The sequence below is a fragment of the Candidatus Dadabacteria bacterium genome, from assembly GCA_026705445.1.
In the GTDB taxonomy this organism is placed as follows: Bacteria; Desulfobacterota_D; UBA1144; order Nemesobacterales; family Nemesobacteraceae; genus Nemesobacter.
The window spans coordinates 1-16,022 of sequence record JAPPAR010000019.1 but is presented as its reverse complement, the minus strand read 5'-3'; the positions used below and the strand labels follow the sequence as shown (position 1 = coordinate 16,022).

Genomic DNA, 16,022 nt, shown 5'->3' with positions numbered 1-16,022 from the left:
GTGAACAAACGAGTGTACGGCGGCTCGGGTGCAAACGCGGCAGGGGTCTTTCTCGCGGGTGGCGGCAAGGTCGTCATCGGGCCGAAGGGAAGCGTTGGCGTGACCTCCGGCATTGCGATTCTGGCGACGGGCGATGTGCCACCGCCCAACCCCAACCCCAACAACATCCAGGTCGTCAAGCCCAGACTTCGCGTCGACATGAACCTCGCTGGCCGTCGGCTTGCAGGGGTCATCGGGGATGACTGGATCATCAACGACGGCGGCGGGACGACGATCTACGTCAATAATGTAAAACTTCACGATGCCGATACGGGCACGACTGGCCGCGCAGCTCCCAATGGAGCGCGAAACGTCAGAATCAGGGCGGAAGGCGTTAAAGTGACCGATCGCACCACGGATCCCTGGGTCATTACCGATCCGGCAGCCGGTATCATAGCCGACCGGGATTTTGCGGTGATGGACTTTGAAGAACCCACGAGTCCGCCATCACCACCCGTATTCATTGAAGAGTATGCTCCTCGTGCCGCTATCTATGAGGTTCTGCCCGCATTCCTGTTCAGGCTTGACGCCTAGGGGATGGAAGATGAGCGCATCGCATGGCCCGCTTCGCCAGCGTGGGCACGGGTCACGGGAGGAATGGGGTCGTACACGCCCGAGAACGCGAGCGTAGGTGCCGAATTCGATTTCGAGCGCTTCTCCGCCGAAGCGGGGTTGAATGTCCCGCTCGGCGAGATTGTCGAAGCCTCGATATCGGTGCGCGGCGTTCGCGGTTCTGCGGATGTAACATCTCCTGTTGACGGCGGAGATATCAAGGCCGAAGGGGTTGGAATAACGTTTGGCGCTTCCGTAATAGGAACGAACGCCTGGTACGTGAAGGGGCGCTTCTCGGTGACTAACTACGAACTGGATATCGAATCAAGCACACTGGGACAGCTCAAGGCGGGCGTTGATGCGCTCGGCCGCTTTATGGACCTTGAAGCCGGAAGGCGCATCCAATTGAGCGAGACAATGAAGCTGACGCCGCGTGCCTGGGTGACGCACTCGGCCTTTGATGTGGACGCCTTCACCGACTCGGTGGATACCCGCGTTTCCCTGGACGACATGTCCCGCCTCACGGGTGGAGCGGGAATGGCTGCCGAGACGGTGCGCCCCGCCGGGAACGGAGAACTCTCTCTGTGCGGGTCTCTGGGTGTGGAGCGGGTCTTCAGAGGAGCGCAGACCAGCGTTGACGTTTCGGGGGAGATGCTCTCTTCACGGTCGGCCGGGACCCGGCTGCTGCTGGGCCTCGGCGGAACCTACCGACAGAACCGCTTCTCGCTGACAGCAGATTTCTCAGCCACAGGCCTCGGTTCGGACGATCAGCAGTATTCTGGACGGACCACATTCGGCATCAATTTCTAGGGCGCGGACCGAGGGTGGACAGACAGTGCACCAAGCACTTTGTAGCAACACATCCAAACACGCTCATAAATGTTTGAGCTGGGACTGTAGCATATCGATCATCTGCTTGTGATATGCAGCGTTATGGGCAGTCAGAGATTATACTGGAATCGAAACCGCAGGCGTATTCTGTATGGGGAAGTGATACCGCAGGAGGAGAAGGTGTTTGGCAGGAGGCAAGTGGAGAGGTTTGTCCGAATATCGGAGAAAGTGGATAATTTAGTTGTGTTGTGAGGCATTCGGGTCTTGGAAGCAACTGGAACCCCGATGCCGTCTGGAATTTTGTCGGAAAATCGACTGGGAAAGGGGTTTTCTGGCAGGCACTAATTATATATCACGCTGTGAAGATTCACCACAAAAACCGGACTGCCTGTTCCGTTTCCCCTAAGCCATTCTCAGCAACAACACTTCCGCCTCACCTCAATGCATCTTGCCTTCTGCCAAGTGTCTTCTAAGCAAGACCGCGAGAAGCAGCGCCAACGTTGCCAGAAACAGGCCGAACGCGCTGCCGCTATCACCTCCTCCAAGAGTGCAGCCTCCACCGCCGTCGGTATCCACTTCCCCGGTTTCCGTTTCTTCCAGCGGCGGAATGACGTTATTGAGAGTAAAGTTCAACCTTGCCATGCGCACGTCGGAGAACTTGCCCTGTCCCCTGAGGCTTGTGATGTCTCCCTGTGGACTGGTAGCGCTATTGCTCAGTGAAAATTCCTCCCCGTTCTCGGTTCCGGCGTCATAGGGAAACAGGTCTACCGTGTGAGAGGTTCGCCAGTCATCCGATTCATCCAGTAAAGACAAAGCGGAAACGCCCACAAACCAGTCCGGGCTGGGACCGATCATCGAGAGAAGGGTAAACAAGGGATGAGTGGGGCTGAACTCGACTTCAAGGGTACTTGTACCCGTGGCGGAAGTGCCACCTTCCCTGACGATGGATTTTACAGTTCCTTTTTTTTCGGCATTGCTGATTTCTGTCTCAAACATGCCCGTGCTGCCAAGCTCCGCCACCCCTTCCACGCCAGCAGTGGCAATCTCGCCCTTTGCCCAGAAAGTCACATCGCTGTTGTGTACCGCGCCGATTAGCGTCGTGAAATGCGCACCGCCCACAACCCCGCCGGGCGTGCTGTCGGTGTTCCAGTTGCCTTCAAACGTTACAGTGTAGGTGACTGATTCCGAGTCTGTCTGTGCGTGGGCCGGTCTCGGCTGCGCGCCGGATATGATTACGACAAGGAGGAAAAGTCCCATTGCTGCCCGCCAAGTACCGCAAAAAATGCGAGAGAAGCGCGGTAGACATGTGCACTCCCGTGTGCAGATATTGTCCCGACGCGGTGGAACGGACATGCCTGACAGTCTGTCTGACTTCAACCTAACCATTTTAGGTAAAATAGTACCATTAATCTGGGACATTTTCGAATAAGGCGCACAGGAATTGCTCAAGAAATCCTACAATCCTCGCTGCATTCCTTGACAAAAACGACCTCCGTATAAGATACTTAGAGGCGGGGTTGAAATTACTTCCGCGCAGGAATCGGAATGGGTGGTTTCTTTATATGGCCTTTTTAGCTGAAATCTGGGAAAAAACATTCGACGCAAGCCAAAGCGCCATGCTGCTTGAAACATTCGGCGCAAGAGACTTATCGGAATTTCGTCCCTCATCAAAGCTTGAGAAAGTACTATCAAAAACGATAGAGCAAGAAAACATCACGCGTGAAGATGCACTCTACCTCACGGAGCTTTTTCCCAAGGAAATCCCTTTTCTTCTTCTGGCAGCGGCGGCAATAAGAAACCGCTCGAAGGGGAAAACCATAACCTACTCCAAAAACGTTTTCGTACCCCTAACCCAGCTCTGCAGGGACCGTTGCGGATATTGCACGTTCAAGATAGAGCCGGGAGACGGAGAGCTGCTCATGACTCCTGAAGAGGTCGTTCAGATGGCGAAAAAGGGGGCGCAGGCGGGATGCACGGAACTTCTTTTTGTTACGGGAGACAAGCCGGAACTCGCATACAAGGTATACCGCGACGCTCTCGGGGAAATAGGTTACGAAACAACCGCGGAGTACCTGATCGACATGGGAAAAACCGGGCTTGAACACGGAATCTTCCCCCATACGAACCTCGGGCTCTCAACCCCCGAAGAACTCTCCGGGTTCAGAAAAAGCAACCCCAGCATGGGTCTCATGCTCGAGAATATAAGCGAGAGGCTGCTTCGCAAGGGAAACGCACACCACGGCTGCGCCGACAAGGTCCCTAAGCTAAGGATGGAGACAATGGAGCACGCGGGCGAACTCAGCATTCCCTGGACAAGCGGCATACTGGTTGGAATCGGGGAAACGTTTGAGGAGAGAATCGATTCGCTTTACGCCCTGCTTGAACTCTCCCGCCGACACGGCCACCTGCAGGAAATAATAATCCAGAACTTCAACCCCAAGGAAGGGATAAAGATGGAGGAGTACCCTCCCGCCGATTTTCTTGAGATGCTGAAAACCGTCGCCATCTCGAGGCTCATATTCGGAGGGGAGATGAATATACAGATACCTCCCAACCTTAACAACAGGAACTTCACTTTCTACCTCGCGGCCGGAATAAACGATCTTGGCGGCGTGTCGCCTCTTACGATAGACTATGTGAATCCCGAGGCCCCGTGGCCGCAGGTCGAGAGAATGGAAAGGGAGGTAAGCGCTCTGGGCTACGAACTTCGGGAGAGACTTCCCGTCTACCCCGAGTACATAGACGAGCGGTGGATAGACCCATATGTTCTCGGCAAGGTAAGGGAGCGCGTCGATGAGAGGGGATACGTTCCCGCAAACTGAAAAATGGAAGATATAGCAAAGATAATAGACTCCATAGAGCAGAGAAGGCCCCTCGGCGTAGACGGGGTGATGTCGCGTGTAAACGGCACGACGGGCCGTATAATCGAGGACGCGCTTTCGGGAAAGGAGATTTCGGTTGAAGACGGAATTCATCTTTTCAGCGTAGAGGATACAGACGAGATATCCGCCCTGGCTCTGGCGGCCGACCAGATAAGAAAGCAAGACGTCGGGGACGTGGTTACTTACGTCGTTAACAGGAACATAAACTTCACTAACATATGCGACGTTTACTGCGGATTCTGCAATTTTATGGCGGACGAGGGGGACGACAGGGCCTACTTCCTCTCGATGGACGAAGTCGCGGAGAGAACCGTTGAGGCCTGGGAGATAGGCGCGACGGAGGTATGCATGCAGGGAGGCATGCATCCCGAGATAGACGGCAATTTCTACGTCGAGCTTATAAAGACGGTAAAAAAAGCCGTACCCGAGATGCACACCCACGCTTTCTCCCCCTACGAGATCTACTACGGCGCAAAGACTCTCGGCATAGAGGAAGAGGATTTCATAAGAAAACTCAAGGATGTTGGTCACAACACCTTCCCCGGCACCGCGGCCGAGGTCCTGGTTGAAGAAGTAAGAAAGGTAATCGCTCCCAGGAAGATACCAACCGAGGTATGGATAAGGGTGGTTAAAAAAGCCCACAAGGAGGGAATGAGGACCACTTCGACCATAATGTACGGTCACCTAGACAAGCGACATCATTGGGCCATACACCTCGGAATCCTGAGGGACATACAGAAAGAGACTGGAGGGTTCACGGAATTCGTGCCGCTTCGCTTCATTCCCTGGAACACGAGGCTATTTATTCACTCCAAGGGAAAGGTAAAAAAGGGCCCGACCGATCTTGACCAGATGAAAATGTATGCGGTCTCCCGTATGATGCTTCGGGGATGGATAAACAACATACAGGTTTCTTGGGTAAAGCAGGGACCCGAGTTCGCCCAGTTCTCTCTCACCGCCGGGGCAAACGATTTCGGGGGAACGCTCATGGAAGAGCAGATATCCCGTTTCGCCGGCGCAAGTTACGGACAGTACTTCCCGCCCGAGGAGTTCAGAAAACTCACCAGAGAAATAGGCAGAATCCCGGCCGAACGCGACACGACCTACGGGATACTAAGAACGTTTGAAAACGGCGGGGCCTGAAGACCTTCTCTCCCGTGCGCAAATCTTTTGTCCCGAAACACCCCGGCCGACACTGGTTTCCATGGAGAAATCAAAAATCGAAGATCTGAGCAGGACGCTTGCCACACAGATCCGGGGCGAGATAAGAAAAAGCCTCGTTGACCGGGCCATCTACAGCACGGACGCAAGCAACTACAGAATTCTCCCCGAAGCGGTCGTAATCCCGAAAACCCCCCGGGACATAGAGATCACCGTCTCCGAGGCCTCCGCCCGAGACATACCGGTCACGGTACGCGGGGCCGGGACAAGCCTTGCCGGACAGGCGGTAGGCGAAGGAATAATCCTTGACCTGTCAAAGTACATGAACAGGGTGATCGACGTGGATGCCGGAGGGAGGAAAGTCAGGGTGGAGCCCGGAATCTCGATCGACAACCTTAACAGGAACCTCTCGCCCCTCGGCCTCATGTTCGGACCGGATCCCTCAAGCGCAAGCGTTGCCACCGTAGGGGGGGCCGTCGCGAACAACGCCACGGGAGCTCACTCCATACTTTACGGAATGGCGGGCGATCACGTGATTTCCTCAAATGTCGTGCTCGCAGACGGGTCTTCTCTAGAGCTTTCCGGGGAAAATTACAAAAGACGCGGTGGAGGACCCGGCATTGCGGAGAGCCTTTTCGAAAAACTCGCCGCGCTTATAAAGGAAAGCGGAGAGCTTGTAAAAACAGACTTTCCAAAACACTGGAGAAGAGCTTCAGGGTACTCGCTCAACTATTTTCTGGACGAAGAGTTTAATCCCGCGAAACTTCTTGCCTCCTCGGAAGGCACCCTCGCGGTCTCAACCGATTTTGAGCTTAACCTCGTTGAAAAACCTCTCTCAAGCGCGCTTTGCGTCATCCCGTTTCGTGAAATCCCGGAGGCAATGGACTCAGTCTTGGAAATCCTCTCCCACAACCCCTCGGCGATAGAACTTATTGACGGAACCCTGATAGGTCTTGCGAGAAGAAAAAAAGGATTTTCCCATTCCCTCTCCTTCATTGACGGAACCCCGGGGTCCATTCTGGTGGTCGAATTCCAGGGAGACGACGAAAGACAGACCGGGGAGAGGGCGAAGAACCTTGTGAAGTCCCTTGATTCCGCTTTTGCCGTACTGGGGAGCGAGGAGCAGAAAAAAATCTGGGACGTAAGAAAGGCAGGGCTCGGAATCCTGATGAGCGACAGGGGTAGCCGGAAACCTGTGCCTTGCATAGAAGACGTCTCGGTTCCCGCGGAGAATCTGACCCGCTACACGAGGGACGTGACCTCGCTTCTTGACGAGTTCGGCCTCAAAGCCGCTTTCTACGGCCACGCAAGCACCGGATGCCTGCACATAAGGCCCCTTCTCGACCTTCGGGAGCAAAAGGGAGTATCCGACATGACAGCCCTTTCGGAGCGCACCCTCGAGCTTGTCCTTCGCTACTCGGGGGTAATGAGCGGAGAGCACGGAGACGGTCTCCAGAGAAGCTATCTTAACGAAAGACTCTTCGGAGAGGATCTTTACTCAGTAATGAAAAAACTAAAGGAGATATTTGACCCGCGGGGAGTGCTCAATCCGGGAAAAGTCGTCCGCGGGGCCGATTCTTCCTCAAATCTGAGGGCAAGAAAGTCTGAGGAAAGCATTAACACCTTTCTCGACTGGTCCCGGGAGGGAGGTCTCGCAGCGGCGGCCGCGATGTGCAACGGCCAGGGGGTCTGCAGAAAGACCGCCGACGGGATAATGTGTCCTTCCTACAGGGCGACCCTTGACGAAGGCGATACCACAAGAGCGCGCGCCAACCTGCTCCGGGAACTTCTGCTGGGCCATATGGACGCAGACACGATCTACGAGAAAGGATTCTACGACGTTTTCGATCTTTGCGTGGGATGCAAGGCGTGCCGTACCGAATGTCCTTCCGGGGTTGACGTCGGCAAGATGAAAACCGAGTTCCTGGCTCTCTACAAGAACAAAACAGGGTTTACGGCAAGAGACAGCCTTTTTGCCCGAGTGCACGAGATAAGTTCCGTGCGTAGCACCCTTCCCCGCTTTTTAAACCGGGCACTTGAGAGTTCTTTTTCCCGAGGGCTGCTTTCGCTCGCGGGAATTTCCCGAAGAAGATCACTCCCCCAGATTGCCGAAGACACTTTCAGCAGGTGGTTCCGCAAAAGGAAGAGAAATCCCCGGAACGGAAAACAGGTGGTTTATTTCCACGACACGTGGTCTGAGTTTTTCTACCCCGAGATAGGAAAATCTGTCACCGGGGTGCTTGAAAGCCTAGGGTTCCAAGTGATTTTGGAGAAACAGAGAAAATGCTGCGGGCGACCGATGCTGAGTACCGGCATGGTGGAGAAAGCCAGGGAAAATGCTGTTCACAACGTAAAGGTTCTCTCAGATTACGTCAGAAGGGATATCCCGGTGGTCTTTTCAGAACCCAGCTGCCTCTCCGCGTTTCGGGATGAATACGCCGATCTCCTTCCAGATAACGAATCCCTTGACGTGCTCCTTCCAAACATACACTCGGTCTGCGAATTTGTCTGCGCGCAAGGTGGTAACTTCCCGGGTCCCGGGAAGCAAAGAAACGGGAGGATACTCGTTCACGGACACTGCCACGAAAGATCGGCTGGCGATTTCGAAAAAACCCTGTCGCTCCTTAACGATCTGGGATACGATGCTAGGTCAAGCGACGCCGGGTGCTGCGGCATGGCGGGAAGCTTCGGTTACGAAAAAGAGCACTACGAGATATCAAAAGCCATGGGAGAGTGCGGTCTTTTCCCGAAAATAAGGAACTCGGGAAAATCGGAAAGGGTCTGCGTAACGGGCATATCATGTCTCGAGCAGGTCTCCCATTTCACCGAGGCAGTTCCGGTTCACGTAGCCCTGCTTCTCGAAGAATGCATATCGGCTGAAGATGTAAAATAACCACATCCCTGTCATAGAAGAGACCCGTTCTTGCCGGTAAGATAGAAACCATGGGATTTCCGCAAATCATAGGACACGAACCCCAGAAGGAGTTTCTTCGCAATTCAGTCCGCAAAAACCGGATCTCGCATGCATACCTTTTCTCAGGACCCGAGGGTGTGGGGAAAAAACTGGTCGCGATCGGTTTCGCAAAACTCATAAACTGCGCCGAGGGCGGGGCGGAGAACCTTGACTGCGAATGCACCTCGTGCGCGAAAACCGAAAAAGGCTTTAACCCCGACGTTTTAATGTTCGGATACCCGGGCGAGAAGACGATAAAAGTGGATCATGTAAGACAGGACATAGAGCGTCTGATTCACCTGGCACCCTATGAGAACCCTTACAAGGTCTTCATAATCGACGGCGCGCAGAGAATGAACTTTAACGCCCAGAACGCATTCCTGAAAACCCTTGAAGAGCCGCCGCCGAACTCCGTCATAATCCTCATAACGACGCTTGCGGACCTGCTCATGCCGACTATAAGGTCAAGATGCCAGTCGGTGGTCTTTCAGCCCCTTGAGGCAGAGCAGGTAAGAGAATTTCTGGAAAAGGAGAAATCTAGCCAGAATGACCTGGAGCTTGTCTCGAAAATATCGGGAGGCAGCATCTCAAGGGCTCTTGGTACCGATGAGGATTACCTTCGCAAAAGGACTGAATACGTAGACTGCCTGATGGCCGTTGACCCCCAAAAGCCTATCACCCTCTTTGATTCCGTGGAGAGAATACAGAAAGACATAAAGGGCGGAGGGCCGCAGGAATTGAAGACGGTCTTTGACGTTCTCTCGACATGGCTTCGGGATTCAGTGGTTCTTAAAACCTCCGGGAAAAAGGAAGAAATAGTAAACACCGACCTCATTGAGCAGCTAAGCGAATATTCGGGAAAGAGGAACGTATCTGAACTTCTGGGCAAATTCGCCACTCTTGAAGAAACCATGGCGCGGATCTCGGAGAATAATGCAAACGTCGAGGTTTCTCTCGAGAATCTTCTCCTGAGGCTCTCCCGGTAGCAATATCAATTCGCCCGGGGCTTCTTAACCCGGTCTTAGCGTCCTGAAAACGGATTTGCCCGGCAACCGTTCCTGATAACCGCAATAACAGTATTTTTTACCAGGAGTGGCGGTATTTCTCAGGCCAGGCATTCCCGACTGATTCGCTGTTTTTATATTTTAAGCGGATTTTTCGCAGTGCTGTATGATACGATATGGATTTTACACAACGAATGTGGCCAAAAACTTAGCACGAGAGGTAGGATGATATATGCGTAATCTGATCCTAGTCATGATAATTTTTCTGTTCTCCGCTCCTCCGGCGTTTGCCGACGAGGCCACCGATGAAAACGAAGTCTTGAGGCAACGTATCGAATATCTGGAGCGGGAACTGGAAATAACCCGGAAAAAACTCGCGGAGTCGGAATCCCGGGTAGCGCCAGCGCCCCAAGAGCCGGAAGAACCTGAGAAAAGTCCGATCAGAATCGGCGGAGCGATGCGCGTCAACCATGCCTACGGCGATTACTCAGGGCGCAGGGGCGAGAACATCGGAGACTCGGATTTCGAACTGCTGCGCCTAAATGTCGACCTTGACTACAACGGCGTTATCGGAAGAGCCGAATACCGGTACTACGATGACTATAGCATGATGCACACTGCATGGCTCGGATACGCCTCGGACGCTTACGGCACCTTCAAGGCAGGTATTGTACGCGTTCCTTTCGGACCGGGCCCATGGGGCGTTTCGAACAGCTGGTTCTTTGATCAGCACTACTACGTCGGGCTTGCGGACGACATGGACCTGGGAGCAAGATGGACGAAGGCCTTCGGCGACCTTACGGTCGACCTTGCCTACTATCTTCAGGACGAAGGACACTGGGACGGAAGCAGCCGCGACAGTGCCCGATACAGTTACGACCCCGTAAAGTGGAGCAGCGGAGCCGACTCGGACGGGAACGTCACCGATTTCGGAGAAAACGGTTTTGAGGAAGAACATCAGGTAAACCTGCGCATTATCTACGCGAGCGAGAGCATCGGGGATATCGGGATGTCGTTTCAGTACGGAAGGCTTGAAGGAACGAATGTGGATGACTCAGGCGCCGACCACCTTGCGGTCTCAGCTCACGCGGTGACCCCGCTTCGGGATTTCTCTCTTCACTCCCAGCTGTCCTATTACAGATACGACATTACGGACAAGACTCCCTGGGGAACCGGCGACCTTATTCCCATGGGGGCCTTTAACTTCGCATGGCCCGTGGCGTCAGAGGCATGGCTGCCGGCTGTTTCCCTCAGGTACAACGGCCTTGAGGGTTCAGATATAGCGTGGCTTGACGGCGTCACGCCCTATATCGAGTGGAGTTCCATCCTCAAGACAACAGAAAATTTCAACAACAGCTCCCTCTGGACTTTCGGCGCTCTCTGGTACTGGGGTTCTCTATATATCTACACCGATTTCGGGCTCAGCGACGGTAATTTCTTCGTCGGCGCGGAAGGAGACGAATACGACAATATCTACGACGGGGTAAACGATTTCGGCGCCAGCGGAAACAACAGGTGGCACAAGCGCTTTAACATTAACGTGGGCTACTATTTCACTCTTTACGAATAAAGATCGAGGAGACATAAAGTGGAACACGGTCACCAGGCAGGGCAAGACAACCTTCAGATATTCGGTCTTGATATAAACGTCCCGGTATTTGTGACCTCGGGGATCGTCACGCTCGCTTTCATAGTCGGGGCTCTGATTTTCCAAGAAAAAGCGACGGAAGTGCTGGGGACTCTTCGCATATGGATTACCACCCAGTTTGACTGGCTTTTCATGAGCGCCTGCAACATATGCGCGCTGTTTTGCCTCTTTCTGATTTTATCCCCGCTCGGCAAAGTGCGCCTCGGCGGTTCAGACGCGGTTCCCCGATACTCTAGAGTCACTTGGTTCTCCATGATATTTACGGCGGGGGTCGCCATCGGTCTGCTGTTCTACGGCGTACTGGAACCGGTCTACTATTTCCAGAATCCCCCCTTGGGAATCGATCCTTCCGATACCAAGGCGGCTCAAGCCATCAGCATATCCGCAGCAACCTTCCACTGGGGACTCTCCGCGTGGGCATTTTACGCGACCGCAGGCCTTGGCCTCGCTTTTTTCTGCTACAACAGGGGACTGCCTCTCACGATCCGTTCTGCATTCCACCCCCTTCTCAGCGAACGCGTATGGGGCTGGAGCGGACATCTTATAGATACGCTCGCCATATTCGCCACATTGTTCGGTCTCGCCACATCACTCGGCCTTGGCGCGAAACAGGCCGTGGCAGGCCTTAACTATCTGTTCGGAATTCCGGCAACCGAAATGGCCCAAGTGGTGTTTGTAATCGCAACCACTTCCCTTGCCACTATTTCGGTGCTGAGCGGACTGGATGTGGGCATTAAACGCCTGAGCCAGTTCAATATCGCTCTTGCCCTGCTTCTGCTGCTGTTCGTTCTCATAGCGGGACCGACGCAGTATATATTTAACAGCTTCTTTGTGGGATTTGCGGATTATTTCGCCAAGGTCATATCTCTTAGCAGCTGGATAGGGAGAGAGGATACGGATTTTCTGCATGGCTGGACAACTTTTTACTGGGCCTGGTGGATTTCATGGACGCCGTTTGTCGGAATGTTCATCGCCCGTATCTCAAGGGGGCGGACCGTCCGTGAATTTATTATCTGCGTCCTTTTCCTGCCAGCACTGTGCTCTCTGCTGTGGATGAGTGTTTTCGGCGGCACGGCCATCCACCAGCTGCTCTTTGACGGCTACACAGGCGTGTCCCAGATAATCACGGAGTGGAAACCGGAACTTGCGCTGTTCAAAATGCTTGAACTGCTGCCAATGGCACAACTGGCTTCATTTGTCAGCGTCGTTCTTCTTATAATCTTCTTCGTTACGTCATCGGATTCCGGTTCGCTTGTCATCGACATCACGTCGGCTGGCGGAAAGCTTGAACCTCCCACGGGCCAGCGCGTGTTCTGGTGCACCTTGGAAGGCGCAGTCGCCATCGCCCTGCTTCTCGGTGGAGGGCTGAAATCACTGCAGGCGGCTTCAATCACAGCCGGACTTCCGTTTTCTATCCTGCTCATCCTGATGACGGTTAGTATATGGAAGGGACTCAGAGACGAGACCCGCTAACAGGAACAAGAAATAAGGTTTTCAACACAAATGCGGTAGTTCAGCATCGGTTTCCGTCAAATGAAGCGAGAAAAAAAACCGCTACGGGCATCTAGCATCTACAAAGGACGCTCTTACCGGCGCGGGCGGGACAATGTAAGGATATTCGGGCTTGACCTCCACGTCCGGGCATTCCTCGTTTCCGCGCTTGTGATCGTCATCTTCGTTGCCGCCGGGACAATCTTTCAGGAAGAAACGGCCGAGCTCTTCGCAAACGCCCGTCACTGGGTCGTCACGCAATTCCACTGGCTGTTCATGAGCGTAGCCAACGTCATACTGGTTTTCTGCCTGCTGCTGATCGTCTCACCGCTCGCCAAGGTACGTCTGGGCGGACGGGATGCGAAACCGGACTACTCGTATGCAAGCTGGTTTGCCATGATCTTTTCGACGTCGGTAAGCGCAGGATTCCTGTTTTTCGGAGTGATTGAACCGGTACACCATTTTCAGAATCCTCCGCTCGGCATCGACCCTTCCGACACCAAAACCGCTTTTGCAGCGGGCATGGCGGGGGCTATTTTTCACTGGGGGCTCCACGGATGGGCGATATTCGCCGTCGTGGGCCTGTCAATGGCTCTTTTCTCCTACAACATGGGCATGCCGTTTTCCCTGCGTTCGGTGTTCTATCCCGTTTTAGGCAACCGCGTATGGGGCTGGAGCGGGCACCTGATCGAAGCGCTGGCGGTATTCTCCACCCTGTTCGGGATTGCAGTCTCGATCGGTCTCGGAGCCGAGCTGATAACCGGTGGAATTGATTACCTGTTCTCGATTCCCCCGACCGATCTCTCCAAGGTGGTGCTGATCGCCTTGGTGGCGCTGACGGCGATGGCGGCTCTACTGACCGGGATAAATACCGGAATCGGTCGCCTGAGCCGAATCAACATAATCCTCGCGGTGTCGCTGATGCTGTTCATCATTGCAGCCGGACCGACGCTTGACATCCTCCGCCACTGCCTGGACTCAACCGCCACTTATATCATGAGCATAGCGTCCCTCAGCATCTGGACAGGACGCGAGGACATGGATTTTCTGCACGAATGGACCATCTTTTACTGGGCTTGGTGGTTCTGCTACGCACCGTTTGTCGGAATGTTCATCGCCCGCATCTCCAGAGGCAGAACCGTGCGCGAGTTTCTGTTTTTCGTGCTCATACTGCCGACCATTTTCTGCGTGCTCTGGATGAACGCCTTCGGAGGCACGGCTGTTCACCAGTTTCTGATCGACGGTTACACCGGGGTGACAGAAACGGTCGCGGTGGGGCTTCATGGACTCGCTTTGTTCAAACTGCTGGAGACGTTTCCGCTGACACATGTGTTCAGTCTTGTGAGCATCGTCATGTTGTTTTCTTTTCTCGTCGTCTCGCTTGATTCCGGGTCTCTGGCCGTTGATTCCATAACAGCCGGGGGCAAGCTGAATACGCCCGTGCGCCAACGCGAGTTCTGGTGCTTTATAGGGGGATTGATCCCCGCCGTGCTGATACTCGCAGGCGGATTGGGGTCATTTCAGGCCGCAGTTATCGTTGTAAGTCTTCCGCTCGCCGTTTTGTTCGTCGTGATGCTTTTCGGTATCTGGACAGGACTTCGCCGCGAGTTGCACCACCCACATCATCCGAGACAGCCATCCCGCAAAGACGTCGGTTAAGGAGTTTCGTACAAATATAATTGAAATACTGTTTGGTTATGTTTTATTAATCGCAATACTGACTCTCCTTCTAAGGAATTGAAAACACATGGGGAAAAAGCCGTTCTACGTAACAACACCTATTTACTATGTAAATGATGTGCCACACATCGGCCACGCCTACACGACCATAGCGGCCGATACGATCGCAAGACACAAGGCCGCCTCGGGACATGAAGTCTACTTTCTTACGGGAACGGACGAGCACGGGAGAAAAATAGAACAGACCGCCCAGACAAATGAAGAGACTCCCATAGGGCTTGCCGACAGGGTGGTAGTGAAGTTTCAGGACCTATGGAAAGTTCTGGGCATCTCGAACACTGATTTCATAAGAACCACGGAACCGCGCCACCACGAGGCGGTTTCCGAGATATGGAGTCTGGTGCAGAAAAACGGTGACATATACCTTGACGAGTACGAGGGGTGGTACGACGTAAGAAACGAAGCTTTCATAACCGAAACCCAGCTTGAAGAAATAATGAAGCTTCCCGAAGAAAGCCGCCCTCACATCGAAAAAATAAAGGAGCAGAGCTACTTCTTCAGGCTCTCTCGCTACCAAGAGCCTCTTCTTCAGCATTACAGGGAACATCCCGAGTTCATAAAACCTGATTACAGAAGAAACGAGGTCGTGAGCTTCGTCGAGGGAGGTCTCAGGGACCTGAGCGTAAGCAGAACGAATTTCTCATGGGGAATCCCGGTCCCCGACTCAGAAGGACACGTGGTATACGTCTGGTTCGACGCCCTCACAAATTACCTGACGTCACTGGGTTTCCCTGAAAAGACCGGGGATTTTGAGAAGTTCTGGCCCGCGGACATTCACCTCGTGGGAAAAGACATACTCAGGTTCCACGCTGTATACTGGCCCGCGTTTTTGATGTCTGCGGGACTCCCTCTTCCGAAAACAGTCTTCGCACACGGATGGTGGACCGTGGAAGGAGAGAAGATGTCGAAATCGCTTGGAAACGTGGTTGACCCTTACGAGGTAGTGGAGGAGTTCGGTTCCGAGATATTCCGCTACTTTCTGCTTCGCGAAATACCTTTCGGACAGGACGGGGACTACTCGAGGAAATCGCTTGTAAGCCGCGTTAACGGGGAGCTCGTAAATGGACTCGGGAATCTTGTGAGCCGCTCTCTCGGGATGATAGAGAGATACCTTGGGGGTGTCGTTCCTGAGCCCTCCGAGCTATCGGAAAGCGAGAAGGAAATAGAGGATTCCTATCGCGAAACAGTCCTCCAGGTCCGCTCGGATCTCGAAGAACTCGCCTTTAACAGGGCTCTTTCCCGCATATGGGAGTTCATAGCGCTCGTAAACAGGTACGTCGATAATACGGCGCCCTGGAAACTCGCGAAACAAGAAGAACAGAGCAAACGACTCGGGACGGTGCTCTGGACGCTTGCCGAGAGCATCAGAGTGATTTCCCTTCTCGTCTACCCGTTTCTGCCGGAGACCGCCCACGAGATCCGAAGGAAAATCGGTCTCCCTCCCGAAGTCGACACAGAAGATGCGGACTGGGGGGGCACGAAACCCGGAACGGCAATAAAAAAGGGAGAAAACCTCTTCTCGAAAATAGCGGAGAAAAAAGAATAAACTTCTTTGTCCGCCTCTAAAATCTCAGCTCCCGGCTGCAAGGAGCCGATCGGCTTTCCTTATTCGCGAAATTTGTTCCATACCCAACATTCCTAATTGCAAAACGCCAGGAAATATGATTAAGGGCACTTCTAAAAATTAGTTTGCGGCTCAAGATTGAGGACAATTCCCCATT

Annotated in this window: 11 protein-coding genes; 10 read left to right on the top strand and 1 reads right to left on the bottom strand. The window is 53.6% G+C overall.

The window, feature by feature from the left end:
- The first annotated feature begins 135 nt into the window (after nucleotides 1-135).
- Nucleotides 136-573, top strand: coding sequence for a hypothetical protein (locus tag OXG75_03865; protein MCY3625120.1), 438 nt, complete (start codon nucleotides 136-138; stop codon nucleotides 571-573).
- Between the two features lie 3 nt (nucleotides 574-576).
- Nucleotides 577-1,401, top strand: a complete 825-nt coding sequence (locus OXG75_03860; GenBank protein ID MCY3625119.1) for an autotransporter outer membrane beta-barrel domain-containing protein — start codon at nucleotides 577-579, stop codon at nucleotides 1,399-1,401.
- A gap of 459 nt (nucleotides 1,402-1,860) precedes the next feature.
- Here OXG75_03860 and OXG75_03855 read toward each other — a convergent pair whose 3' ends face one another.
- Nucleotides 1,861-2,679, bottom strand: a complete 819-nt coding sequence (locus OXG75_03855) for a spondin domain-containing protein (protein MCY3625118.1) — start codon at nucleotides 2,677-2,679, stop codon at nucleotides 1,861-1,863.
- Between the two features lie 305 nt (nucleotides 2,680-2,984).
- On the opposite strand from OXG75_03855, the gene cofG reads away from it, so the two are divergent.
- From cofG to metG, 8 genes are all read left to right on the top strand, one after another.
- Nucleotides 2,985-4,244, top strand: coding sequence for a 7,8-didemethyl-8-hydroxy-5-deazariboflavin synthase CofG (gene cofG, locus OXG75_03850; protein ID MCY3625117.1), 1,260 nt, complete (start codon nucleotides 2,985-2,987; stop codon nucleotides 4,242-4,244).
- A 3-nt stretch (nucleotides 4,245-4,247) separates the two neighbouring features.
- The gene (cofH, locus tag OXG75_03845; GenBank protein ID MCY3625116.1) at nucleotides 4,248-5,447 is read left to right on the top strand and encodes a 5-amino-6-(D-ribitylamino)uracil--L-tyrosine 4-hydroxyphenyl transferase CofH; all 1,200 of its coding nucleotides are present in this window, start codon (nucleotides 4,248-4,250) and stop codon (nucleotides 5,445-5,447) included.
- A 61-nt stretch (nucleotides 5,448-5,508) separates the two neighbouring features.
- Nucleotides 5,509-8,358, top strand: coding sequence for an FAD-binding protein (locus OXG75_03840; GenBank protein MCY3625115.1), 2,850 nt, complete (start codon nucleotides 5,509-5,511; stop codon nucleotides 8,356-8,358).
- Between the two features lie 50 nt (nucleotides 8,359-8,408).
- Nucleotides 8,409-9,404 carry a DNA polymerase III subunit delta' gene (gene holB / locus OXG75_03835; GenBank protein MCY3625114.1) on the top strand — a complete coding sequence of 332 codons (996 nt, stop codon included), beginning with the start codon at nucleotides 8,409-8,411 and terminating at the stop codon, nucleotides 9,402-9,404.
- A 250-nt stretch (nucleotides 9,405-9,654) separates the two neighbouring features.
- Nucleotides 9,655-10,992: a hypothetical protein gene (locus tag OXG75_03830; GenBank protein MCY3625113.1), complete on the top strand. Its 1,338-nt coding sequence runs from the start codon at nucleotides 9,655-9,657 to the stop codon at nucleotides 10,990-10,992.
- Between the two features lie 18 nt (nucleotides 10,993-11,010).
- Entirely contained in the window at nucleotides 11,011-12,543 is a 1,533-nt protein-coding gene (locus tag OXG75_03825) for a BCCT family transporter (protein MCY3625112.1), read from the top strand.
- A gap of 60 nt (nucleotides 12,544-12,603) precedes the next feature.
- The gene (locus OXG75_03820) at nucleotides 12,604-14,220 is read left to right on the top strand and encodes a BCCT family transporter (GenBank protein MCY3625111.1); all 1,617 of its coding nucleotides are present in this window, start codon (nucleotides 12,604-12,606) and stop codon (nucleotides 14,218-14,220) included.
- 88 nt (nucleotides 14,221-14,308) lie between these two features.
- On the top strand, nucleotides 14,309-15,847 hold the full coding sequence (gene metG, locus OXG75_03815) for a methionine--tRNA ligase (protein ID MCY3625110.1): 1,539 nt from the start codon (nucleotides 14,309-14,311) through the stop codon (nucleotides 15,845-15,847).
- Nucleotides 15,848-16,022: the final 175 nt, after the last annotated feature.